Source organism: Amycolatopsis sp. cmx-4-54, assembly GCF_046548895.1.
Classification (GTDB): domain Bacteria; phylum Actinomycetota; class Actinomycetes; order Mycobacteriales; family Pseudonocardiaceae; genus Amycolatopsis.
Genome location: NZ_JAEBEJ010000004.1, coordinates 44,632 through 66,539, shown reverse-complemented (window position 1 = coordinate 66,539; position 21,908 = coordinate 44,632). Strand labels below are relative to the sequence as shown.

Below are 21,908 nucleotides of genomic sequence, written 5' to 3'. Positions count from 1 at the left end.
GCTCAGAGTTCGAATTCGGCGCGCTTGTCCTCGGGGACGAGGTCCTCGTACTCACGGTGCTTCGCGATGAACGAGCGCACGTACGGGCAGTAGGGCAGGACGGACCCGCCCCGCGACCGGACGTCGTCGAGCGCCGCGGTCACGAGCTTGCCCGCCAGGCCCTGTCCCGCGAAGTCGTCCGAGATCTCGGTGTGCAGGAACAGGATCGCGTCCGGGCGGGTGCGGGTTTCCAGGAACCCGGCGGTCTTCCCGTCCACGACGATGTCGTAGCGGTCTTCTCCGGCTTTGATCTCGACACTCATCCCACGGCTCCGAAAAGTTCGTCCGGCGGCGCGGGGCGACCGAGATGGAAGCCCTGCGCCTGGTCACAGCGCAGCTCACTCAGGATCATGAGCTGCTGTTCGTCTTCGACACCTTCGGCGACGACGATCAGGTCGACGGCGTGCGCCATCGCGATGATGCTCTTGACGATCGCCGCCGCGTCACGCGATTCCGCGATGCCGGTGACGAAGGTGCGGTCGATCTTGAGCGTGTCCAAGGGGAGCCGTTGCAGCTGGGCGAGCGACGAGTAGCCGGTGCCGAAGTCGTCGATCGCCAGTGAGACACCGAGATCGCGCAACGATGTCAGGACTTCGGCGGCCGCGGCCTGGTCCCGCATCAGCGCGCTCTCGGTGACCTCCAGGGTCAGCGCGTGCGGTGGGAGCCCGGTCGTCTTCAGCGCGTCCTGCACCCCGGCGACCAGATGCGGGTCGTCCAGCTGCCGGGCCGAGAGGTTCACCTTGAGGTTGAGATCGATGCCGAGTTGCTCGCGCCGTCTGGCGATCTCGCGGGTCGTGGTGCGCAGGACGTACTTGCCGATCAGGTTGATCAGGTCGCTTTCCTCGGCCAGCGGGATGAACTCGGCGGGCGAGATCGTGCCGTGCGCGGGATGTTTCCAGCGCAGCAACGCTTCCACGGCGACCATCTCGCCGGATTCGATGTCCACGACCGGCTGGTACGCCGTCCAGAGTTCCTCGTTCTGCAGCGCGTCGCGCAGGTCCTGTTCCATGCGGAGCCGCCGCTGCATCCGCTCGCGCAGCTCGACGTCGAAGAACTCGTAGCGCGCCCGGCCGAGCGTTTTCGCTTGGTACATCGCGACATCCGCGTCGCGCAGGAGGTCTTCGGCGGTGCGGGTGTCGTCGTTGGCCGCGGTGACGATGCCGATGCTGGCGTCGATGTGCAGCTGCCTGCCGTTGACGGTGATCGGTTCGGTCAGCGCCTCGCGCAGATGCTCGGCCAGCGCCTTGATCTCGTGCGGCTCGGTGATTTCCGCGGTCACGACGACGAATTCGTCGCCGCCGAGCCTGCCGACGAGATCGTTCTCGCCGATCCCCCGGCGCAGCCGTTCGCCCGCGATGCGGAGCACCTTGTCCCCGACCGAATGCCCGAGGGAATCGTTGATCACCTTGAATTTGTCGAGATCGATGAACAGCAGCGTGGTCAGCTCGGCGCGGCCCGCGCCGGACAGTGCCTCGGCGAGGCTGTCCAGCACCAGTGTCCGGTTCGCGAGTTCGGTGAGCGGGTCGTGCGTCGCCTCGTGGGCGAGCCGTTCGCCGATGGCACGGCGTTCGGTGATGTCGGTGAACGAGGCGACCACCGCCTGGGCCGACGGGTCTTCCGGGGTCAGCAGCCGCGAGGTCAGCGAGATCCAGACGTCATCGCCGGCGGGCCTGCGCAACCGCAGCACGAGACCGGTCAGCGTGGCGCCGGTGCGCCGGGTGATCACCGACGGCATCCGGGCGGGCGGGATCCGGCCCTGTTCGTCGTACAGCTCCAGCGTCACGCACGGGACGCCGATGAGGTCGTCGTGGCCGACGCCGATGATCCGGCACGCCGCGGGATTCGCCGATTCGATGAGGCCGCCGGGGCCGATCACGACCACGCCTTCGTCGAGGGACGCGACCACCGTGCTGTAGTGCTGTTCGGCGCGCCGCCGGGCCGTTTCGTCGGCGCAGACCAGGACGAACCCGTCGTTCATCTCCGCGGCCGAGATGCGGATGGCCAGCGTCGAGCCGTTGCGGTGGCGGTGGGTCGTCCGCATGACGCCGCCCCTGCGCAGCACCGTTTCCGGGTCCAGCTCGGCGCCGACGAGCTCGCTGACCGTGCCGCCGATCGCCTCGCCCGCCGTCCAGCCGTAGACGTTCTCGGCGGCGGGGTTCCAGCTGGTCACCACGCCGGTGCCGCTGGTCGCGATGATCGCGTCGCTGACGTGGCTGATCAGCGCGGCCTGGTAGCGCAGGGTCGCTTCGGCGGCCTTCTGCGCGCTGATGTCACGCATGATGACCTGGAACGCGGGCCTGCCTTCCCAGGTCGTGCGCACGGAAATGCTCTGGACCAAATACTTCGTGCCGTCGAGCCGGAGCATGACGGTGTCGGCGGGGTCGGTCGACGCGCCCTGGCGGTGGAGCGACGCGATCCTGTCCAGCAGTGCCGGGAGCGACTCGTCGGCGACGAAGTCCATGATCGGCCGCCCGATCAGCTCGGCGGTCGAAGAGGCACCGAGCGCGGTGACGGCCGCTCGGTTGACGTACGTGACAACGCCGGCTTCGTGGACACAGACCGCGTCGGGGCTGAGTTCCACCAAAAGCCGGTAACGGTCAGTGAGATCTTCGAGGGCTTGCCGGTTCTCGCGGATGTCGGTCACGTCGGTGGCGATGCCGAGCAGACCCGTCGAGCCGTTGTCGTCACCGATGGTGCGCGCACGCAGCCGGACCCAGCGGACCTCGCCCACCGGGTTCCGGAACGACTGCTCGAGTTCGAACTCGCGCCACGGCGGGGAAGTGCGGGTGCCGGAGGTCAGCGGGGCCACCAGATCGGCGAGCCTCGACTCGATCTCGGCTTCGGTGAGGACGCTTCCACCCAGCAGATTCTCCAGTCCGGGCAGCCAGGACAGGGTCTCGTGCTCGAAGTCGTACGACCAGATGGCGGCGTGGTCGCCCGCGAGGCCGAGATCGCCGACCGGCCCGTTTCCGAGCGGGGCGCCTGCCGGGGGACCGGAATTCCCGGCTCCGGGCACGGCGAGGGCGTCAGCCTCCATGATCCGTCCGAACCCCCTCTTCCGGTGCTGGCACCGTCGATTACACCACCCGCGGGGGGCGCTGTATACGCGAACCGGAGGTGGGTCACCGCCGACAGGAGCGGAAGCGGACGAATACACGCTGTGTGACTGGCCTACGCTGGCGTGTTCCATCGGGTGAATAATTTTTGGTTAACTTCACCCATTCGGCGGTGAGTTGAGGTAAAACTACTCTCCGCCTGTTCCCGGTGCGAAAGGGTTTCAGCTGGTGGATGACGACGACGTTTCGGTCGCCGACCTGCTTATTCGCGAGGGCTGGGACGACCACGAGGAGTCACGGGCGAAGTCACGCTGGAGAGTTGTCGCGGTGGTGATCGCCGTGGTCGTCGCCTGCGGCACGGCCGCTGTTCTCGTCGGATTCGATGCGGACCCCGAACCGAACGCGGCGCCGCACCAGATGAGCGTCATCGAGATGCCGAAGAGGCCTTCGGACAACGGCGGAGCCGGCGCGACGTCAGCGGTCCCGTCCACCGAGACGGTCGAAACCGGTGAGGGACAGGCTTCCTCGCGACCCAGCCGGACGTCGTCCAGCCGCCGCACGTCGAGTTCGGCCGCGTCGACGTCCGACTCGCCGGATCCCACCACGACGCCGACCTCTTCGAACGGTCCCGCCGATCCGCCGAAGACGACCGGGTCCACCGTCGTACCGCGGCCGCCCAACGCGTCTCCGCCGCCGCCCTCGACGACGCCGACCGAAGAATGCAACCTGTGGCCGAAATGGCTCTTCTGCTAGGGCGCTTTCAGTAGATCCGGCTCCCGGCGGTTGCCGAGGTGATTGAACAGCAGGTTGAGGGTGAAGGCGACGATCGCGGCGACCGTGATCGGGCTGCCGCAGATGGTCTGAAGCCACGCCGGGAAATGCTGGAAGAAGATCGAATTCCCGAACCGGTTCGTGGCGAACGCGGGCAGCAGGCCCACCCCGACCGACACCGCGACGATGAAAGTGTTGTGGTTGCCGGAGAACTCCACCTTCTTCAGGTTCTGCACGCCGACCGCGGCGACCATCGCGAACATGACCACCGCGACCGCGCCGATCACCGGCTCCGGGACGGCCGCGACGAAGGCGCCGACCTTCGGCACCAGGCCCATCAGCACGAGCAGGCCCCCCGCCATCGCGACCACCCATCGGCTGCGCACCCCGGTCATCTGCACGAGGCCGACGTTCTGCGCGAAAGCCGTGTCCGGGAACGAGTTCATCGCGCCGCCGAGGATGGCCGAAAGCCCGTCGGTGGCGAGGCCGCGCGCGAGGTCGGAGTCCGTCGCCGGCCGTCCGGTGATCTCGCCGACGGCGACCAGGTCCGCGGTGGATTCGGTGTAGGTCACCAGCATCACGACGCACATCGAGAGTACGGCCGCGATCGGGAAGGTCGGTGGGCCGAAGTGGAACGGCGACGCGAGGCCGAACCAGCCGGCGTCGGCGATGCCCTTGAAGCTCACCAAGCCCATCGGGATGGCCGCGCCCAGGCCGATCAGCAGCGCCAGCAGCGGGCCGATCTGGCTCGCGAATCCGCGCAGGACCCGGGTGAACAGGACGATCACCGCGATCACGCCGAACGCGAGCGCGATGTTGGCGGGTTTCGCGTAGTCCGGCGATCCGGTGTCGTGTCCGGCGATCAGGCCGACGCCCGGGCCGATGAGCGAAATTCCGATGACCATGAGCAGCGTGCCCGAGACCAGCGGCGGGAAGAACCGGATCATCTTCGCGAACGGTTTCGCGATGAGCAGGCCGAAGACACCCGACGCGATCATCGCGCCGTAGACGGCTTGCATGCCGTACTGGGACGCGATCATGATCATCGGGTTGACCACGGTGAACGTCGCGCCCGCCACGACCGGCAGCCGGATGCCGAAGATCTTCCCGATCCCGACCGCCTGAATCAGCGTCGCGATGCCCGCGACCAGCAGATCGGCGTTGACCAGCAACGCGATCGTCGCCGCGTCCAGGTTCAGCGCGCTGCCCACGACGAGCGGGACGGCCACCGAGCCCGCGTACATGATCGTCATGTGCTGCAGGCCCAGCAAGGTCAGCTTCGGCAGCGGTGGGCGGGCGTCGACCGGGTGGACCTCGGGCCTGCTCATGGAGCCCCCTTTTCACGTGCGGGAACAAGCAGTGGACTCGCCGGACCTGACCGTAGCGCGTCCCCGCGTGAGGATCACGTTGTGACGAAGCGGTGTTGAATGGGCATCGGGCACAACGGAAGGAGCGCCGATGGAGACCGTCCTCGTCGTAGGGGCCGGGCAGAGCGGGTTCGGAGTGGCGACCTCGCTGCGGGACAAGGGGTTCGACGGCCGGGTGGTGCTGATCGGTGACGAACCAGGCCTGCCGTATCAGCGGCCTCCGCTTTCGAAGGGCTACCTCGCCGGGACCGCGGGCGACGCCCAGTTGCGTTTGCGGCCCGAGGACTTCTTCGGGGAGAAGGAGATCGAGCTGATCCCCGGCCGTGTCGCCTCGGTGGATCGCGAGGACACGAAAGTGGTACTCGAGGACGGGAGCGCCCACGAGTACGACCATCTCGTTCTCGCTACAGGAGCGGACAACCGCGTCCTGCCGGTCCCCGGGTCCACTTTGGACGGTGTGTTCACCTTGCGGACCAAGGGCGACGCCGATGTACTGCGGGCCGCGCTGGAAAGCGCGGAGAACGTGGTGGTGGTCGGTGGGGGCTTCATCGGGCTCGAATTCGCCGCGCACGCCGGGCGGCCCGTGACGATCGTGGAGGCGCAGGACAGGCTGCTGGCCCGCGTCGCGACCCCCGAGGTCTCGGCGTACTTCGCGGCTCTGCACGAGGGAGCCGGGCACACCATCCTGCTCGGCACGGGGGTCGCCGCGTTGCACGGCGACGGCCGGGTGTCCGAGGTGGAACTGAGCGATGGCAGCCGCCTGCTCGCCGACCTGGTGCTGGTCGGGGTCGGGGTGGTACCGCGGACACGGCTCGCCGAAGAGGCGGGGCTCGCCGTGGCGAACGGCGTGGTCGTCGACGAGCATCTCCGCACGAGCGACCCGAAGATCTCGGCGGTGGGGGACTGCGCGAACTTCCCGTGTGTCCAGGCGGGGACGGCGACCCGGCTGGAGTCGGTGCAGAACGCCGTCGACCAGGCGCGGGCCGTCGCGGCCGTCCTCGTCGGCGAAGCCGCGCCTTACGAGAGCCTGCCGTGGTTCTGGACCGACCAGCTCGGCGCGAAACTGCAGATCGCCGGGTTGCTCACCGGGGCGGACAAGACCGTCGTGACCGGGGACCGGGAAGGCGGGAAGTTCTCGGTGCTGTCGTTCCGCGACGGCGTGCTCGTCGGGGTGGAGTCGGTGAACCGGCCGCCCGACCACATCGCCGCGCGCCGCCTGTTCGCCGCGGATCCTGAGCCGCGGTTCGAGACACTGGAGGCCAATGGCTTCGATCTCAAGGCCACCTTTGCGTCAACCTGCGGTTGACGATCGACTATCGTCAACCTAAAGTTGACGGCATGGCGAATCCAGTCCGGCTCGACGACCTCATCTCCCACATCAAGCAGCAGCATCCCGACGGCGACGTGCTCGGCCAGCTGTCCGACGCGGTCTTCCTCGGTGAGCACCTCGGCGAAGTGGCCGACCATCTGATCGGCCACTTCGTCGATCAGGCGCGACGCTCCGGTGCGTCCTGGACCGAAATCGGCAAGAACATGGGGGTGTCCAAACAGGCCGCCCAGAAGCGCTTCGTCGACTCCAGTGGCTCTTCGCTCGAAGACCTGGTGAAGGTCTTCAGCCGCTACACCGATCGCGCGCGGCACGTCGTCGTCGCGTCACGGGACGCGGCGGTCTCGGCGAAGAGCCCGCAGATCGAACCCGTGCACCTGGTCCTCGGCCTGCTCGCGGAACCGGCCGCGCTCGCCGCCGGGGCGATCGTGGCGCAGAAGGTGACTCTCGAGGCCGTTCGTGAGGCCGCCGAGGCGAGGCTGCCGGAACCCGCCGGCGAACCGGTGGAGGTGGCGAAGATGGCGTTCGGCGCGCAGGCGAAGAAGGCGCTGGAACTGACCATGCGGGAGTCCCTGCGCCTCGGGCACAACTACATCGGCACCGAGCACATCCTGCTGGCCTTGTTCGAACTCGGCGACGACCTGCTGACCGGGCTCGGGCTCACGAAGGAGACGACCGAGAAGCTGATCCTGCAGGCGCTGACGGAGATCGTCGCGGCGCGCGGGGAATGACGCGGATCGCGCTCACCGTGCTGGTATTCGTCGCCCTTGTCCTGTTGGCCGCGTGATGGCCCTCGCGCGGTTTGCCCTTCGTCGGCAGATGGCGATGAATCTCGTACCGAATCGGACGTCACGCGTGACTGGGCGGACGTCACGTGTGACTGGGTGGACGTCACGTGTGACTGGGTGGACGTCACGTGTGACTGGGCGGACGACACGCGCGTCGTCCGTCCAGCCACACGGGCTTTGTCAGGCGGAGGACTCGGGGCGGCCGTCGGCTGCCCAAGCGGTGTGGAACGAACCCTCGCGGTCGACGCGGCGGTACGTGTGGGCGCCGAAGTAGTCCCGCTGCCCCTGCACCAGCGCGGCCGGGAGCCGCTCCGCGCGCAGGCCGTCGTAGTAGGCCAGCGCGGTCGAGAAGCCAGGCGTCGGGATGCCGAGCCGCACCGCCGTGGAGATCACCGAACGCCATGAGTCCTGGGCGTCCTCGACGGCCTTGCGGAAGCCACCTGAAGTCAGCAGCGTCGGCAACGCGGGCTCTTCGGCGTACGCGGCCGTGATGTCGTTCAGGAACTTCGCGCGGATGATGCAGCCGCCGCGCCAGATGGACGCGACCTTGCCGAGGTCGATGTCCCAGCCGTATTCGGCGCCGCCTGCCTGGATCTGGTTGAAGCCCTGGGCGTACGCCACCACCTTCGACGCGTACAGAGCCTGCTCGACGTCGTCCGCGAAGGTGTCCAAAGCGGACCCTGTCAGCGGAGCGCGCGAGGGGCCGCCGAGGCCGCGGGAGGCCTCACGCAGGCTCGACGAGCCGGACAGCGAACGCGCGAAGACGGCTTCGGCGATGCCGCTGATCGGCACGCCCAGGTCCAGTCCGATTTGGACGGTCCAGCGGCCGGTGCCCTTCTGCTCCGCCTGGTCCGCCACGATGTCGACGAACGGCTTGCCGGAAGCGGCGTCGGTGTGGGCCAGCACCTGCGAGGTGATCTCGATCAGGTACGAGTCGAGCCGTCCCGAGTTCCAGGTGCGGAACACCTCGGCGATCTCGGCGGGGGAGTAGCCGCCGGCGCCGCGCAGGAGATCGAACGACTCGGCGATGAGCTGCATGTCGGCGTACTCGATGCCGTTGTGCACCATCTTCACGAAATGCCCGGCGCCGTCCGCGCCCACGTGCGTGCAGCACGGTTCGCCGTCGACCTTCGCCGAAATGTCCTCGAACAGCGGCCCGAGCGACTGGTACGACTCCTTGGACCCGCCCGGCATGATGCTCGGCCCGTGCAGCGCGCCCTCTTCGCCGCCGGACACGCCGGTGCCGACGAAGTGGATGCCCTTCTCGCGCAGCGCGGCCTCGCGGCGCCGGGTGTCCGCGAAGTGCGCGTTGCCCGCGTCGACGATCACGTCGCCCTTTTCGAGGAGCGGGACGAATTCGTCGATCACGGCGTCCGTCGGCGCACCGGCCTTGACCATGATCACGACCTGGCGCGGCCGCTCCAGCGCGTCGACGAACTCCTGCGCCGAATACGCCGGGATGAAGTCGCCTTCGTCGCCGAACTGCTCGACCAGTTCCTTCGTCCGCTGCTCGGAACGGTTGTGCAGGGCCACCGTGTGCCCGTGCCTCGCCAGGTTCCTGGCCAGGTTGCGGCCCATGACCGCCAGGCCCGTGACCCCGATGCTCGCCTTCTTGCTCATCCGCACCCTTCCGCTTCGATTCCCGTGCCGAGCCTATCCCCGTTGAGGGATACGGCGCCGGGATGAGAGGGGATCAACCGGGAGTTGTCCACAACCTGGCCTGCCTGTGGACAACTCGGCTCGACCGCCCCGGCGCCGCGTTCTTGGCGGTACGCTGGGATCGGGGTCGCCCCCAGGGACGGGTGGGGGCTGCGGGTAGGGCGTGTGTTGCCGTTTTGATGGCTTTGTGGGCGCCTGTGGGGTTGTCGGGTACCGGGGCGGGTGTTTCGGGCATCCAGCGCTCGGAATTCGCAGGGTGTGGCGGGAGTCGGGGAGTCCGGAGGGTTGCGAAAGCCACTTTCGCAACGTTGAAGGTTGCGAAAGTGGCTTTCGCAACAGCGCGACGGCGGCGGCCGTGAGCAGCGTTCAGAGAAGCAAGCGTCAAGAGAAGCAAGCCTCAGGAGAAGCAGCGGATCGGGGCGCCGTTGAAGGTGACCATGTCTCCCAGCGCGGCCCCCAGGTCGATCGGCGCGCCCCATTCGAGACCGTCCAGTTCGGCATACGCCCGGTGCAGGTTCGCCGGCAGCCGCTCCTGTTCGGACAGTGCCGCGTAGGGCCCGAGATCCGCTTCGCGAGCGGCCTGAAGCGGCGTCAGCCCGGCGGCCTTCCCGTAGGAAGCGAGTTTCTGCAGGAAACCCAGGTATCCGTCGACGACGTCGATCGCTTCGGGGCCGCACAACGGCCCGTGGCCCGGCACGATCGTCTCCGGCTCCAGCTCGCGGACCTGCTCCAGCGCCTTCCGCCAGCCGGCGGGCGAGCCCATCAACGCGAAGGGGCTGCCGCCGTTGAAGATCAGGTCCCCGACGAACAGCACCCGCCGCTCCGGCAGCCAGACGAGGACGTCGTTGGTGGTGTGCGCGGCGTGTCCGGGGTGGATCAGCTCCAGCCGGACGTCGCCGGCGTGCACGGTCAGCCGGTCGTCGAACAGCACCTCGGGCGGCCGCAGCTCCAGATGGCCCCAGTCGTTGCCGGTGAACGAGTTCTCGTAGGTGTCGATCCCGGTCGCGACCATCACCTCGCGCGTCTTCCGGTGCCCGACGATCGTGGCGCCGGTCGCCAGGTAGTTGCCGTTCGTGTGGTCGCCGTGGTGATGCGTGTTGACCACGGTGGTCACCGGCGCCCCGCCCACCGATTCCGCCGTCGCCAGCAGCGCCCGGGTACGCCGTTCGGTCGAACAAGTGTCGATCAGCACCGTGTGATCGCCCGCGGCGACGAACCCGCAGTTGTTGATCCACCACGAGCCGTCGGGCTGAACGTATCCGAAGACACCATCGGTGACCCGGCTGGCGAAGGGGGATTGGTCCACCCGGTCACTATGCCCGACCGGCGTGCCCGAAATGTGACGAGATCGCTCCGCCACCAGGGTGACGTACCAGGTGACTGGTGTTTTCGGCCGTTTCCTGGAACGCTGCGCAATGTCATCATCGAACCCCTCAAGGTGAAGTACCCTGGGTGGGTTCGAGTATTCGCGCGCAGGACCGCGGGCAGCCGCGGACCTGGTTATGTGGCCCGGGAGAGCAAGGCGATGGCCAGCACCGTCACCTCGCGCCGGAAGCAGCTCGGGAACGAGCTCCGGCATGCCCGCAACGCCGCGCGGATGACACAGCAGCAGGTCGCCGAGGTTCTCGGCTGCACCCAGGGCAAGGTCAACAAGATCGAGTCCGGTGCCGTCGGGGTCAAGCTCGGGGATGTGCGCTCCATGCTGAACGCGTTCGGGATCAACGGCGACGAGGCCGACACGTTGATGAACCTGGCCCGCGCCGCGGCCGGGCAGCGCGGTCACTGGTCCGGTTACCGATCCGTGGTGCCGCACTGGTTCCGCACCTTCACCGACCTCGAACCCGCGGCCGCGGAGATCCTCACCTGGCACGGTGAGCGCATCCCCGGCCCGTTGCAGTCCGAGCACTACATGCTCAAGCAGTTCACCGAAGCGGGCGCCACGGACGTCACCTCGCTGGTCCGCAACCGGCTGGACCGCAAGGCCGTCTTCGAACAGCAGCAGCCGCCCTACTACCGGTTCATCATCAGCGAGGGCGCCTTGCGCCGTGCTCCGGGCGGCTCCGCCCCGGCGGTGATGCTGGACCAGGTCGAGCATCTGCTGGCGCTGGAGAAGCATCCGCGCGTGTATGTGCACGTGTTGCCGTTCGGCGCGCGCCTCGCCGCGGTGCCCAACGATTTCACCATCATGCGTTTTCCCGATCGCACCAGGGATTTCGTCTACATCGAACATTCCGCGGGCGGGTTGTACCTCGACGACGTCAAGGACTTCAACATCTTCGTCGACTCCTGGGACAGGTTGCGCGGCGCCGCGCTGGAGCGCCAGGAGACCCGGCAGTTCCTCAAGGAGCTCGCCGAGCTGTACAGAACCCAGATGCAATCCTGAGATGGACCCGCGGTTCCTGCCCGACGGCGTGGATCTCGAGCGGCCCAACGCCGCCCGGATCTACGACTGGGCGCTCGGCGGAACCGCGAACTGGGCAGTGGACAGGGAATTCGGCGAGCAGCTGGTCAAGGCGTTCCCGCTCATCCGCTCGCTCGCCAGGGCCAACCGCGCCTTCCTCGGCCGGGCGGTGCGGTATTGCGCCGAGCGCGGCGTGAACCAGTTCCTCGACCTCGGTTCCGGCGTGCCGACGGTCGGCAACGTCCACGAGATCGCCGACGACGCCGACGGTGACAGCCGGTGCGTGTACGTCGACAACGAACCGGTCGCCGTGGCGCACGCCAAGATCCTGCTGGAGCGAAACGGGGATCCCGCCAGGCACGCGGTGCTCGGCGGCGACCTGTGCGACGCGGATGACATCTGGGAACGCGCCATCGACATCGGCGTGCTCGATCCGGCGAAACCGGTGGCCCTGCTGACCGTCGCGGTCCTGCATTTCGTGCCGGGGCCCGGGCTGGCCGGCGTCATCGCGCGCTACCGGCGACTGCTGCCCGCGGGCTCCTTCTACGTCCTGTCCCACGTCACGACGTCCGGTGTGGAGGGTGACGAGCTGGGACAGGTCCGGCGTGTCGTGAAGCAGTACGAGCAGTCGAGCACGCCCGCGTCGTTCCGCGACAAGGAAGAGATCCTCGGTTTCTTCGGGGATTTCGACCTCGTGGCACCGGGTCTCGTCCCGGTCGGCGCATGGCGGCTGGACGACCCCCACTCGCCTGCGCTTAACTGCGCCATCGGCGGGGTCGCCCGCAAACCCGGTTTCTGACGAGGTGTGACGGTATGACGACACAGCAGGACCCCAGCGACCCGGCGGCTCCCGAGGGGGTCGACCTGGAACGACCCAACGTGGCCAGGGTGTACGACTGGTTCCTCGGCGGTTCGGCCAACTGGGCCATCGACCGCGAGTTCGGCACGCAGGTGCTGAAGCAGTTCCCGGAGGTCAAGACGTTCGCCAGGGTCGGCCGTGACTTCCTCGGCCGCGGCGTGGGATACCTGGCCCGCCAGGGGATCACGCAGTTCCTCGACATCGGCTCCGGCGTGCCCACCGTCGGCAACGTCCACCAGATCGCGAGCGCGGTCAATCCGGAGAGCCGGGTCGTCTACGTCGACATCGAGCCGGTCGCCGTCGCGCATTCCCAGCTGCTGCTGGAACGGGAGGGGTTGCTCGGGCGGCACGCGGTCCTGCAGGGCGATGTGCGGGATCCCGCCGACATCTGGAAACGTGCCCTCGAAACCGGGGTGATCGACCCGCGGCAGCCGATCGGGCTGGTACTGGTCGGCCTGCTGTACTTCCTCGGCCCGGACGAGCCCGTCCACGAGATGGTCCGGCGGTACCTCGATTTCCTGCCGTCGGGTTCGTACTTCCTGTCCTCGCATCTGACCGAGGACGGCGTCACCCGCAAGGAAGGCGACAACCGGGAGAACGTCCAGGAGCTGTACAAGAAGACAAGCGCGCCGTTCCATCTGCGGTCCCGCGCGGAGTTCGCCGCGTTCTTCGACGGGCTGGAGCTGGTGGAGCCCGGCATCGACTGGATGGCCACCTGGCATCTCGACGAAGCGGATTCCCGGGCGAGCGACCGGTTCGCGGACGACCCGACCTTCACCGGCGGGCTCGGCGGGCTGGGCCGCAAGCCCTGAGCGGTCAGGCCCGGCCGGTCAGATGCCCGATCAGGGGCGTCAGCTCGAACTGACCTTCGAGCGGCCGGCCGGTCCTGATCGGGTCCCGGTGCGCGCCGGGCGCGTCGACTTCGGAGTTCCACGGCGGCTGTTTGCGCAGTGGCGCCTGGATGAGGCTGAACCCGAACCGCTGACGCAGTTCGAGCCCGATGGTGCGGTGGTGGTGTTTCGCCGAGGCCAGGCGTTCGTCCTCACGGCGGAACAACAGCGTGGTGAGGCGGACGGCCATGGCGGTCACACCCCCCGGCTCGGACGCGGCAACCGCGCCTGGTCGGCCGAACCGGCGAGACCGAGGCAACGCTCACAGGGCATCCCCGAACCGACGGGGACCCATTCCAAGTGGTCGTACGGCATCGCCGCGCCGCAACGGGCGTGCAGGAACTCGGGGTGCGAACCCCCGGTGTGCAAATCGAAAAGATGCGCGGAGCGGCGGCTTTCGCCCGCCGTTCCGGCCATGAGCCTGCCGACGGCGAGTACCGTCGCCGGCATGGTGTCCTGAATGATCACGCTGATCCTCCCCCACGAGGTCGGCGGTGGGTGGTCATGCGCCGCGGGGTGGGTGTTCCTGCCGGTCACCTGCCGTCGGTGGCCTGCCGGAACGGCGAAACTCCCTGCTGACGCACCCGGTGACGTCCGTCGCCGGGGTGTCCGCGTGCTGCGAGCGAATCACCAACAACCGAGCCCCGGCCGCTGCGATTAATCCTACTCCTGGAATAATCTTCATGTCGAGGGTGGGCGGAGTTGATCACCCACTTGGCCGTGCGGGATAGTCCCGTTGAGGCAGGGAGAAGCCGGGACGGTGACGGTTCGCGCAGGTCGCGGCCCGCGCCCCCGACCGACGTTCGGAGGTACGACCAATGGCCGATTATCCATCGGCGGCGGATTACGATCCGACCACGGCCGTGTCGCTGTTCGACGACTCCGCGTGGGAGAAGTCCTTCGCGAGTGAGCCCAACGGGGGGAACTGCGTCGAGGTCAACCTCGCCAACGAAGGCCTGGTGGGGGTGCGTGACACCAAACTGGCCAATAGTCCCGTCTTCGTCTTCGATTCCGGTGAGTGGAACGCCTTCCTCAAGGCGGTCAAGGCCGGACAGTTCGATTTGAGCCCATAACGAAAGGCTCGCGCGCCCATCGGGACACGCGAGCCATCCGATCTTCGGCCACTTCGAGTCACACCGTCGCGGGGAGCCCGTTCCCCCGCAGCCTGGATTTCGTCCTGCGCCAGGCGACGGCGATCAGCACGGCGAGGACGATCAGCGGGATCAGGCTGATCGACCAGCTCACCGCCATCGGCGGCCCCGGCTGTTCGAGCACCGCCAGATCGCGGAGTTCCCCCGTGCCCTTGCCCGCGGGTCCGTCGATCTCGAACCGGAACGCCCACGAGCCCTCGGTCTGCAGGGCGCGGATGTCCAGTCCCCACACCTCCAGTTTCCGCGGATGCTTCGCGAGCGGCTGTGGACGGCCCAGCCGCCCGGTCTCCGGATTGAGGAACGCGAGCGTTCCCGACTTCCCGGCGATGCCGTCGTCCGGGATGAAGGTGAAGTCCAGCGATTGCATGGCGCGCAACGGCCACGTGCTGAAGCCGACCGTCATCCCGTACGGTCCGACTTGGACCCGTTCGGTGTGGACGATGTTCACCGGTTCGTAGGCGTTCGCCGCCGGCGTGGTCGCGAACAGCAAGCCGATCGCGGCCGCCAGGGCCAGCAGTGTCTTACGCATGCGCGTTGTCCCCCTTCGCCGGGGCCAGCAGCCCCAGCATCCCGCCGAAACGCCACCCGGCGAACCCGCCGAGCAGCCCGACCACCGCGCCGGCGGCGGCCGTCGCGAACACGACCGCCCACGGCATCCGGTCGGCGCCGTAGACGAGCGCGTTCTGGATCGGCATGCTCGCGCCGACCAGGAGGCCGCCGATCGCGCCCGCCAGCACCGAAACCCGGCCCGCGGACCAGCCGCGCCGCGAAAGCAGGTACACCGCTTCGAGCACGGCCGCGATCGGCAGCAGCGCCATCGGCATCATCGAGGGCATCGCGGGGACGCCGTCGATGTAGTCGCGCATCGGCAGGCCGACGGCTCCCGCGTACGCCTCCGCGGCCCACGGCGAGAACCACCAGGTGATCGCCTGGATGATCGCCAGCGCCGCGGCGACCCGGACCGCTCCGCCGGGCCGCGCCCAGAATCCGGCGCCCGCCGAGACCAGCAGCACCGAAAGCAGCGCGATACCGACGGAGACGACGTCGAGGCCGTCGACGTCGATCTGTTGCAGCCCCAGCACGGTCACCGTGCTGAACGCGATCAGCACGCCGAGGCTGCCGACCACGCCGACGGTGCCCCAGCGGTGTTCCCGCGCGGCCGCGAACACCATGACGGTGCCGATGATGCTCAGCGTGATCGACAGCAGCAGCCCGATATGCGGCGGCGAGTCGATCACCGCGTCGAAGCCGTAGAGACCGTGCCACCACTGGTCCCACAGGCCGTACAGCAGGAACATCGCCGCTCCGGTGCCGGTCACCAGATAGCCGGCCGGCGCGGCGAAGACCTTGCCGAAGACGTTGATCGCGCGGCCGCCGACCCTGGCGTCGACCGGGCGTCCCGCGCGGCGAGCGGCCGTGGTCATCAGCACGACCACGAGGCTCGCGAGCCCGGAGATCGCGCTGCCCGAATACAGGAACAGGTGCGGCATCGTGAAGAACGTGTCCGGGCCGACGTCGCCGTGCCACTGGATGTCCCAGGTCAGCCCGACCAGCGAGATCACCGATCCGGCCAGCACCGTGCCCGCCGGTACGAGACCGGTGCGTTCACTTCGTGCCACCGAGACGGCCCTCGCCCCTCCCGCGGTGAGATCCATACCCCCCGACCTTCCTCTCTTTACTTGACCAGCAAAGGAAAAACGTGCTGCGTGGCGCCGGACGGCCCGCGCAGTGAAACGGTGATCTCCCATTGCCCCGACATCGGCAGCAGGACGTCGCCGGTGCGGAACTTCCCCGGTGCCTCCGCGATCGCGGGCGACGGGGCGAGCGCGTGCCCCATCTGCGGCATCACGGGTTCGAGGGTGACGACGTCCGGCGTGGCGCCGGTGACGGTCAGCGCGAAGACATTCCCGCCCTGGTGCGGATCTTCGACCGAAAGCTGCACGGTGTACGGGCCCTGCGTCGAGCGCTGGACCTGAGCGCCGCCGCTGCTCGGCCAGACCAGCCAGGCCGCGATCGCCACCACGAGCACCGCGACCACGGAGATCAGCAGGACGGGTTTGCGTCTGTCTACTGTGGAATCTTCGGAACTCACCGCGGTGCCCCTTCCGCCGGGACCTCGATCTGCATGGGCACGGTCAGCACCGTGTAGTCGCGTTCGGCCTGCAGCCAGATCCGGTACTTTCCGGGTGCGGAGAAGGTGTAGGTGAACGGGACGTCGGGGCCGTACGCGGCGACGGTCTCGTCCGGCTTTCCCGGCATCCCCGGCGATTGCGGGATCATCGAGTGCACATGGGCCCAGGTCGGCGCGGCAGCGGCAGCCGCGCCGACCCGGCTGTCGTCGGTGATCGGGCCGACGACGATCAGGTGACCGAGCATGCCCAGCCAGGGTTGGAGATCCGCCTTGCCGAACCGTGCGGTGATCATGGTCGGCTTGCCCGGCTCGACCTCGACGTCGACCGGGTTCCCTTGCACGACTCGCTTTCCTGCTCCGGCAGGGGCGGGTTCGGCGGGGGAGTCCGTTCCGGTCGCGACGCTCAGCGTGGTGCGGGCCAGCTGCACGCCGCCGCCTCTCCGGGCGAGTTCCGCCGCGACGGCGTAGGTCCCGGCCTCGGGCGGCGTGAACTTCACCCGGTAGTCACCGGGCCCGACCCGCACCGGATGCAGATGCCACAGCCTGCCCGTCGGCGAGATGACGACGAGGTGGATCAAAGCGTTGTCGTGCACCAAAAGGTCGTCGACGGGACGGCCGGTCGCGCCGTCGGCGATGGCGATCCGGACCTCGGCGAGCGCACCCGATCGCGCGTTCGGCGAACGCACGGCCAGATTCACCGGCGGCCGCGAGAAGTCCACAGTGGACATCTGCGCGTTCGCGTACGGGTCCTGGATGTTGTCGATCGTCGGGTCCAGCGCCGTACCGGGTGCGGGCGGCGGCGGGGTGGACGCGGAGAGCATCGCGCCGGTGATCGCGACCGCGAGCGCGGCGACCATCCCGCCGGCGGGGATCAGCGCGAGCTGCGGCCGGCGCACGCGCAGCGCGACGATGAGACCGAGCACCAGGAACACGCCCGCGGCGACGAATCCGCCGAAGGTGGCCTTCTCCCACGGCGGGATGACCCTGGCCGGGACGATGAACGGGATCGACGCGGTATCCGTCCCGTCGTCGAGGCCGAGTTCCCACGGCCCCGGTTGGTCGACCCGCAGCTGTGCCGCGTGGGCGCCCGGTCTCCCGTCCAGCCGGATCGTGGTTTCGGAAAACGTCGTCCCGGCGGCCGACGCGCGCAGTTTCAGCGTTCCCGGCGCGCTTCCGGTGTGCGTGACGACGTCGACGTGCAGCGGCCCGGGCGCGATGTCCATCCGCCGCAGGATGACCGTGAGCTCGCGGGTGCCGAGCGTCTGCGCGACCTGGACGTCCGCGCCGCTCGACACGCCGTCCGCCTGGGCGGTGCCGCCCAGCAGCAAGGACGCCAGCGCGCAGAGCACGAGTACGCGGGCGATGACCAACGGCGTCGTGCGCCGCCCCCTCGGTGAATTCCCCATCCCGGCCGAAGTTAACGACGATGGCCCGGGAAAGCGTCACGGCGCGGGGTGAACCGGGGTCCCCCGTCCAGGGGACGTCGACCCTTACCCCAGTAGGGCGCCCCGCATTTGGTCCTCTGAATGCGGGGGCTCAGCCGCCCAGGAAACGGTACGCGCGCGGATGCGCCCGGAACCAGACGTTGAGCCTGCCGATCCGGCGCACGAGCGAAGACCGCAACGGCACCGGCACGAGCCCGCCCACCAGCCGCACCACCGCGCGGAACCGGTCGAACCGGCGCTGGTCACGAGCCGTCCACTGTAGACCGAGGCGTTCCCGCAGAGCGGGTGGCAGCGTGGCGCGGATGACGAACATCTGCCCTCGATGCTGCCATCGCTGAAGCCGAGTCCAGCGCTTGTCGGGCAGCCATCGCCACGGTTTCTTCACCGTCCGGATCGTTTCGAACAACGTCGAAATCGTGTCGTTCGGGCCGAACCCGTCGATCATCTCCGCGTAGTACCGCTCGAATTCCGGCCACGTCGGCGGCATGTCCTGCGCGCGCAGGCCGAGGAGCCGCCCGACGTCGCACATCTGCGCGTAGTACTCGTCCAGTTCGGACAGAGTCATCGGGGTTCCGTAGAACCGTTGTGTGTCAACGGGAACCATGACGAGCGTGGCATGCACCCAGGCGTACGCGCGCGGGTTCAGCGCGCTGTAGCGGCGACCTTCGTCGTCGACTCCGGTGAACGACCGGTGAAACTCGCGCAGCCGATCCGCCTCGTAGCGCGCGCCCTCGGGACCACCGTAGATGTAGATGGACAGCGAGGCGGCTGTGCGCATGAGCCGGGTCCACGGATCTTCGACGTAGTCGGAATGGTCCCGCACCCCGGCCGCGACCACCGGATGCGCGACCTGCAGCACCAGCACCTGGCCTGCCAGCAGCCCGGCCCGGAAGTCGCCGAAGTACTTCCACGCCGCCGTCCCCTTGACGATCGGCGGACCGGTCATGACGCGCCGCGGACGAGCATCATCAACGACTGGGCCACCCCGACGCCGTCGTCACCCGTGGCCAGCCTGCGCAACTGGAGTCCGGCGATCAGCGCGACGACCGGGCCGGTCAGCCGCTCCGGCGACGGAACGCCGAGCGTTTTCAGGATCACCAGCGCCAGCTCGTCGTAGGCGGCGAAACACCGGGCGGCCGCGTCCTGGAGTCCGGGGTCGCGCGCGGCCTGCAGGTAGAGCTCGTGCGCGCCGAGTTCGTCGGTGCCGAAGGGCAGTTGCGCGATGACCTGCTCGACCACCGACGCGGCCTGTTCGACGCTCAAGCCCTGCTCGCGATACGCGTCGACGAACCCGGTCAGCTTCGTGGTCTCTTCTTCGACGAACAGCAGCATCGCCTCACGCAGCAACGCGGTCTGGCTGGGGAAGTGGTAGGTCAGCGTGCCGAGCGAGACTTCGGCCTGCCGCGCGATCCGGCGATTGGTCAGCCCGCCGACGCCCTGTTCCCCGACCACCTTGAGCGTGGCGTGGAGAATGGCTTCGCGGGTGTTCACCAAGCGGTCTCGGGTTTGCGGTCCTGCCACCGTTCGACCTCTTCCAGTTGCGCGGCCAGCGAGATCAGCCGTTCCTCGGCGTGCGAGGGGCCGAGCAGCTGCCCGCCGAGCGGCAGGCCTTCCGGGGTCGGCCCGGCGGGGACGTTGACGCCCGGCCAGCCCAGCACGTTCCACGGCCAAGCGTAGGGGCACGCGGCGATCATGGCCTGGTCGGTCTGCCAGCCGGACAGCGCGTCGAAGCTGCCGATCCGCGGCGGCGGCGTGGCCGTCGTCGGCGTGAGGACGACGTCCACCCGGCCGAACACCGAGCCGATCTGCCGTTGCAGCAACGGTTCCGTGGCCCGGGCGAGCCGCAGCGCCGGCCCGGCCAGCGCCGAGCCCTGCCGGGCGTTCGCGCGCGTGCGCGGGTCGAGCCGCGCCTGGTCTGGGACGCGACGGGACCAGTCACGCACGCCGACGAGCGAACGCGGCAGGAAGGTGAGGCCGATCAGCCGGTAGTCGGGTTCGATCTCGACGATCTCGTGGCCGAGTTCGGCGAACCGCTCCGCGAGCCGGACGACGGCCGCGTGCGCTTGCTGGTCGAGCCGGGTTTTCGTGGCCGTGAAAGGGATCCTGGTGGAGAGCCCGATCCGCATCCGGCCCGGTTCACGGCGGGCGGCCGCCTGGAACGCGGTGCCGGTCCCGGCGGCGACGTCGAGCAGCAGCGCCGCGTCGGCGACGGTGCGCGCGAGCGGGCCGACCACGGTCAGCCCGTGGAAGAGTTCGCGTTCGGTCGGGACGCGGCCGCGCTGCGGTTTGATCCCGACCAGATCGGTCCACGCGGCCGGGATCCGGATCGACCCGGCCCCGTCGGAACCCAGCGCGGCGGCGATCACCCCCGACGCGATGGCCGCCGCCGCGCCGCCGGAGGAACCGCCCGGGGTGCGCTCGGTGTCCCACGGATTGCGGGTCGCGCCGAACGCCGGGCCTTCGGTGAACGGCCACTGGCCGAGTTCCGGGGTGTTGGTCTTGCCGATGAACACCGCGCCCGCCCGGCGAAGCGCGGCGACCGGCGGAGAGTCCGCCGTCGCGACGCAGAAGTCGCCTTCGCAGCCGAACGCCGTCGGCAGGCCGGTGACGTCGAGGTCGTCCTTGATGGCGGTGGGGACGCCGAGCAGGGGAGCGGTTTCACCGGCGGCCAGTCTTCGGTCGGCCTCCTCCGCCTCGCGAAGGGCTTCTTCGGCGCGGAGGCATTTGAAGGCGTTGAGAACGGGCTGGCTGGCCTCGGCCTTTTCAAGCGCCAGACGCGTGAGCTCGACCGACGTCGTGGCCCCGGCGGCGAGCATCGAGGCCTGTTCGGCCAGGCCGGTGAACGCGAGGTCCGATTTCGAGGTCGTCATGAGGTCTCCCCGCTGTCTCGTTCGTTCAAACGAACGATACCACCGGGTAGCCTCGGTATGGTTACGTGATTTTCATGAACCTCGAGCGCTTCCCCCGCGTCGACCTCGGCGGCTACCCCACGCCGCTGCATCCGGCACCACGGCTGGCCGAGGCCCTCGGCGTGGCGAATCTGCTGCTCAAACGGGACGACGTGCATCCACTCGGCGTGGGCGGGAACAAACTGCGCAAACTCGAGTTCCTGCTCGGCGCGGCGATCGAGAACGGCGCCGACACGGTGATCACCTTCGGCGCGCTGCAGACCAACCACGGCCGCCAGACCGCCGCGGCCTGCGCGAAGCTCGGATTGCGGTGCGAACTGGTGCTGACGGCGAAGGTCCCCCGCGAAGGTGACGCGTACGAACGGTCCGGCAACGTCTCCCTCGATCGTCTCTTCGGCGCGAACGTGCACATCTGTCGCGACGGCGAGGAGACCGGCAGGACCTACGAGCGGTTGATCACCGAGGCCGCGGCCGAGGGGCGAAAGGTGGCCACGTTCCCGGTCGGCGGTTCCGACGGCATCGGGGCGCTCGGGTACGTGGCGGCCGCGCGGGAGCTCGCCGGGCAACTCGGCGAGCTGGGCATCACCAAGGCGCGGCTCGTCGCCCCGCACGCCAGCGGCGGGACCTCCGCCGGCCTCATCGTCGGAACGGCGGACCTCGACTGGCTGACACTGGACATCGCCTGCGTCAGCCATCCGGTCGACGAGGCCCTCGACAACCTGGCCGACCTCACCATCGCGGCCTCCGTACTGCTCGGGAGCGAGCCGCCGTCACTCGACGGCCTGCGCATCGACGACCGCACGATCGGCCCCGGGTATGGGATCCCGACCGCCGGGACGTGGGACGCGGTGCGGCTTTTCGGCCGCACGGAAGGGATCGCGCTCGATCCCGTGTACACCGGCAAAGTGGGCGCCGCGCTGATCGAGTGGGCCGCCGAAGGCCATTTCGCGTCCGACGAGCACGTTGTCTTCCTGCATACGGGCGGTCTGCCCGCCCTGTACGGTTACGCCCCCGAATTCGCCGATGCGGTGCGCCGCTGACGCGGCCTTCAGCATCCCGGCGATCAGGATCACGTGTGCCACCAGCGAAACCCGCTGCATGACGCCGACCGGCGC

The 21,908-nt window shown here is 68.9% G+C and carries 22 protein-coding genes; 7 read left to right on the top strand and 15 right to left on the bottom strand.

Annotated features, from left to right (window positions below):
- Positions 1 to 2: 2 nt before the first annotated feature.
- The 4 genes from ACLJQ7_RS14100 to ACLJQ7_RS14085 form a co-directional block, all read right to left on the bottom strand.
- Positions 3 to 302, bottom strand: a complete 300-nt coding sequence (locus tag ACLJQ7_RS14100) for a GNAT family N-acetyltransferase (protein WP_410648660.1) — start codon at positions 300 to 302, stop codon at positions 3 to 5.
- Positions 299 to 3,076 (bottom strand): EAL domain-containing protein, encoded by a 2,778-nt coding sequence (locus ACLJQ7_RS14095; RefSeq protein WP_410648659.1) that lies wholly within the window; start codon positions 3,074 to 3,076, stop codon positions 299 to 301. Before ACLJQ7_RS14095 ends, ACLJQ7_RS14100 begins: the two co-directional genes overlap by 4 nt.
- A 240-nt stretch (positions 3,077 to 3,316) precedes the next feature.
- Positions 3,317 to 3,820, bottom strand: coding sequence for a hypothetical protein (locus ACLJQ7_RS14090; protein WP_410648658.1), 504 nt, complete (start codon positions 3,818 to 3,820; stop codon positions 3,317 to 3,319).
- A gap of 24 nt (positions 3,821 to 3,844) precedes the next feature.
- Entirely contained in the window at positions 3,845 to 5,194 is a 1,350-nt protein-coding gene (locus ACLJQ7_RS14085) for a nucleobase:cation symporter-2 family protein (protein WP_410648657.1), read from the bottom strand.
- Positions 5,195 to 5,324: 130 nt separating this feature from the next.
- On the opposite strand from ACLJQ7_RS14085, the gene ACLJQ7_RS14080 reads away from it, so the two are divergent.
- The gene (locus ACLJQ7_RS14080) at positions 5,325 to 6,539 is read left to right on the top strand and encodes an NAD(P)/FAD-dependent oxidoreductase (protein ID WP_410648656.1); all 1,215 of its coding nucleotides are present in this window, start codon (positions 5,325 to 5,327) and stop codon (positions 6,537 to 6,539) included.
- 32 nt (positions 6,540 to 6,571) lie between these two features.
- Positions 6,572 to 7,291, top strand: coding sequence for a Clp protease N-terminal domain-containing protein (locus tag ACLJQ7_RS14075; RefSeq protein WP_410648655.1), 720 nt, complete (start codon positions 6,572 to 6,574; stop codon positions 7,289 to 7,291).
- A gap of 237 nt (positions 7,292 to 7,528) precedes the next feature.
- Here ACLJQ7_RS14075 and gndA read toward each other — a convergent pair whose 3' ends face one another.
- Together gndA and ACLJQ7_RS14065 are read right to left on the bottom strand one after the other, a co-directional pair.
- Positions 7,529 to 8,968, bottom strand: a complete 1,440-nt coding sequence (gene gndA / locus ACLJQ7_RS14070) for an NADP-dependent phosphogluconate dehydrogenase (protein WP_378434523.1) — start codon at positions 8,966 to 8,968, stop codon at positions 7,529 to 7,531.
- Positions 8,969 to 9,404: 436 nt separating this feature from the next.
- On the bottom strand, positions 9,405 to 10,313 hold the full coding sequence (locus ACLJQ7_RS14065) for an MBL fold metallo-hydrolase (protein ID WP_410648654.1): 909 nt from the start codon (positions 10,311 to 10,313) through the stop codon (positions 9,405 to 9,407).
- 219 nt (positions 10,314 to 10,532) lie between these two features.
- On the opposite strand from ACLJQ7_RS14065, the gene ACLJQ7_RS14060 reads away from it, so the two are divergent.
- Genes ACLJQ7_RS14060 through ACLJQ7_RS14050 form a run of 3 tightly spaced genes read left to right on the top strand, consistent with a single transcriptional unit; the run spans position 10,533 to position 13,079 of the window.
- Complete coding sequence (locus ACLJQ7_RS14060; protein ID WP_034310454.1) at positions 10,533 to 11,390, top strand: helix-turn-helix domain-containing protein; 858 nt, start codon at positions 10,533 to 10,535, stop codon at positions 11,388 to 11,390.
- Position 11,391: 1 nt separating this feature from the next.
- Entirely contained in the window at positions 11,392 to 12,207 is an 816-nt protein-coding gene (locus tag ACLJQ7_RS14055; RefSeq protein ID WP_410648653.1) for an SAM-dependent methyltransferase, read from the top strand.
- A gap of 14 nt (positions 12,208 to 12,221) precedes the next feature.
- Complete coding sequence (locus ACLJQ7_RS14050) at positions 12,222 to 13,079, top strand: SAM-dependent methyltransferase (protein ID WP_410648652.1); 858 nt, start codon at positions 12,222 to 12,224, stop codon at positions 13,077 to 13,079.
- 4 nt (positions 13,080 to 13,083) lie between these two features.
- Here the strand turns inward: ACLJQ7_RS14050 and ACLJQ7_RS14045 are convergent, their stop codons facing one another.
- Both ACLJQ7_RS14045 and ACLJQ7_RS14040 read right to left on the bottom strand, forming a co-directional pair.
- A complete protein-coding gene (locus ACLJQ7_RS14045; RefSeq protein WP_410648651.1) occupies positions 13,084 to 13,347 on the bottom strand; it encodes a hypothetical protein in 264 nt (87 codons plus the stop codon).
- A 5-nt stretch (positions 13,348 to 13,352) separates the two neighbouring features.
- Entirely contained in the window at positions 13,353 to 13,625 is a 273-nt protein-coding gene (locus ACLJQ7_RS14040) for a hypothetical protein (RefSeq protein WP_034310462.1), read from the bottom strand.
- A gap of 350 nt (positions 13,626 to 13,975) precedes the next feature.
- Here ACLJQ7_RS14040 and ACLJQ7_RS14035 point away from each other — a divergent pair, with 350 nt between their 5' ends.
- Positions 13,976 to 14,230 carry a DUF397 domain-containing protein gene (locus ACLJQ7_RS14035; RefSeq protein ID WP_364200540.1) on the top strand — a complete coding sequence of 85 codons (255 nt, stop codon included), beginning with the start codon at positions 13,976 to 13,978 and terminating at the stop codon, positions 14,228 to 14,230.
- 58 nt (positions 14,231 to 14,288) lie between these two features.
- Here the strand turns inward: ACLJQ7_RS14035 and ACLJQ7_RS14030 are convergent, their stop codons facing one another.
- From ACLJQ7_RS14030 to ACLJQ7_RS14000, 7 genes are all read right to left on the bottom strand, one after another.
- Complete coding sequence (locus tag ACLJQ7_RS14030; protein ID WP_410648650.1) at positions 14,289 to 14,837, bottom strand: hypothetical protein; 549 nt, start codon at positions 14,835 to 14,837, stop codon at positions 14,289 to 14,291.
- Positions 14,830 to 15,963, bottom strand: coding sequence for a hypothetical protein (locus tag ACLJQ7_RS14025; RefSeq protein ID WP_410648649.1), 1,134 nt, complete (start codon positions 15,961 to 15,963; stop codon positions 14,830 to 14,832). Before ACLJQ7_RS14025 ends, ACLJQ7_RS14030 begins: the two co-directional genes overlap by 8 nt.
- 20 nt (positions 15,964 to 15,983) lie before the next feature.
- The gene (locus ACLJQ7_RS14020; protein WP_410648648.1) at positions 15,984 to 16,400 is read right to left on the bottom strand and encodes a FixH family protein; all 417 of its coding nucleotides are present in this window, start codon (positions 16,398 to 16,400) and stop codon (positions 15,984 to 15,986) included.
- A complete protein-coding gene (locus tag ACLJQ7_RS14015; protein ID WP_410648647.1) occupies positions 16,397 to 17,845 on the bottom strand; it encodes a hypothetical protein in 1,449 nt (482 codons plus the stop codon). Before ACLJQ7_RS14015 ends, ACLJQ7_RS14020 begins: the two co-directional genes overlap by 4 nt.
- Positions 17,846 to 17,975: 130 nt before the next feature.
- A complete protein-coding gene (locus ACLJQ7_RS14010) occupies positions 17,976 to 18,830 on the bottom strand; it encodes an oxygenase MpaB family protein (RefSeq protein WP_410648646.1) in 855 nt (284 codons plus the stop codon).
- On the bottom strand, positions 18,827 to 19,375 hold the full coding sequence (locus ACLJQ7_RS14005) for a TetR/AcrR family transcriptional regulator (RefSeq protein ID WP_410648645.1): 549 nt from the start codon (positions 19,373 to 19,375) through the stop codon (positions 18,827 to 18,829). The genes ACLJQ7_RS14010 and ACLJQ7_RS14005 overlap by 4 nt, the downstream gene beginning before the upstream one ends.
- On the bottom strand, positions 19,372 to 20,754 hold the full coding sequence (locus ACLJQ7_RS14000; RefSeq protein ID WP_410648644.1) for an amidase: 1,383 nt from the start codon (positions 20,752 to 20,754) through the stop codon (positions 19,372 to 19,374). Before ACLJQ7_RS14000 ends, ACLJQ7_RS14005 begins: the two co-directional genes overlap by 4 nt.
- Before the next feature lie 74 nt (positions 20,755 to 20,828).
- On the opposite strand from ACLJQ7_RS14000, the gene ACLJQ7_RS13995 reads away from it, so the two are divergent.
- Positions 20,829 to 21,833 (top strand): D-cysteine desulfhydrase family protein, encoded by a 1,005-nt coding sequence (locus ACLJQ7_RS13995; RefSeq protein WP_410648643.1) that lies wholly within the window; start codon positions 20,829 to 20,831, stop codon positions 21,831 to 21,833.
- The last annotated feature ends 75 nt before the right edge of the window (positions 21,834 to 21,908 follow it).

Bases quoted from the DNA above. Each gene is read 5' to 3' on its own strand.
- ACLJQ7_RS14025 (WP_410648649.1), bottom strand. From the start codon at position 15,963: ATGGATCTCACCGCGGGAGGGGCGAGGGCCGTCTCGGTGGCACGAAGT.
- ACLJQ7_RS14060 (WP_034310454.1), top strand. From the start codon at position 10,533: ATGGCCAGCACCGTCACCTCGCGCCGGAAGCAGCTCGGGAACGAGCTC.
- ACLJQ7_RS14035 (WP_364200540.1), top strand. From the start codon at position 13,976: ATGGCCGATTATCCATCGGCGGCGGATTACGATCCGACCACGGCCGTG.
- ACLJQ7_RS14085 (WP_410648657.1), bottom strand. From the start codon at position 5,194: ATGAGCAGGCCCGAGGTCCACCCGGTCGACGCCCGCCCACCGCTGCCG.
- ACLJQ7_RS14000 (WP_410648644.1), bottom strand. From the start codon at position 20,754: ATGACGACCTCGAAATCGGACCTCGCGTTCACCGGCCTGGCCGAACAG.
- ACLJQ7_RS14015 (WP_410648647.1), bottom strand. From the start codon at position 17,845: ATGGGGAATTCACCGAGGGGGCGGCGCACGACGCCGTTGGTCATCGCC.
- ACLJQ7_RS14075 (WP_410648655.1), top strand. From the start codon at position 6,572: ATGGCGAATCCAGTCCGGCTCGACGACCTCATCTCCCACATCAAGCAG.
- ACLJQ7_RS14095 (WP_410648659.1), bottom strand. From the start codon at position 3,076: ATGGAGGCTGACGCCCTCGCCGTGCCCGGAGCCGGGAATTCCGGTCCC.
- ACLJQ7_RS14080 (WP_410648656.1), top strand. From the start codon at position 5,325: ATGGAGACCGTCCTCGTCGTAGGGGCCGGGCAGAGCGGGTTCGGAGTG.
- ACLJQ7_RS14055 (WP_410648653.1), top strand. From the start codon at position 11,392: ATGGACCCGCGGTTCCTGCCCGACGGCGTGGATCTCGAGCGGCCCAAC.
- ACLJQ7_RS14030 (WP_410648650.1), bottom strand. From the start codon at position 14,837: ATGCGTAAGACACTGCTGGCCCTGGCGGCCGCGATCGGCTTGCTGTTC.
- gndA (WP_378434523.1), bottom strand. From the start codon at position 8,968: ATGAGCAAGAAGGCGAGCATCGGGGTCACGGGCCTGGCGGTCATGGGC.
- ACLJQ7_RS14050 (WP_410648652.1), top strand. From the start codon at position 12,222: ATGACGACACAGCAGGACCCCAGCGACCCGGCGGCTCCCGAGGGGGTC.
- ACLJQ7_RS13995 (WP_410648643.1), top strand. From the start codon at position 20,829: ATGAACCTCGAGCGCTTCCCCCGCGTCGACCTCGGCGGCTACCCCACG.
- ACLJQ7_RS14045 (WP_410648651.1), bottom strand. From the start codon at position 13,347: ATGGCCGTCCGCCTCACCACGCTGTTGTTCCGCCGTGAGGACGAACGC.
- ACLJQ7_RS14010 (WP_410648646.1), bottom strand. From the start codon at position 18,830: ATGACCGGTCCGCCGATCGTCAAGGGGACGGCGGCGTGGAAGTACTTC.
- ACLJQ7_RS14100 (WP_410648660.1), bottom strand. From the start codon at position 302: ATGAGTGTCGAGATCAAAGCCGGAGAAGACCGCTACGACATCGTCGTG.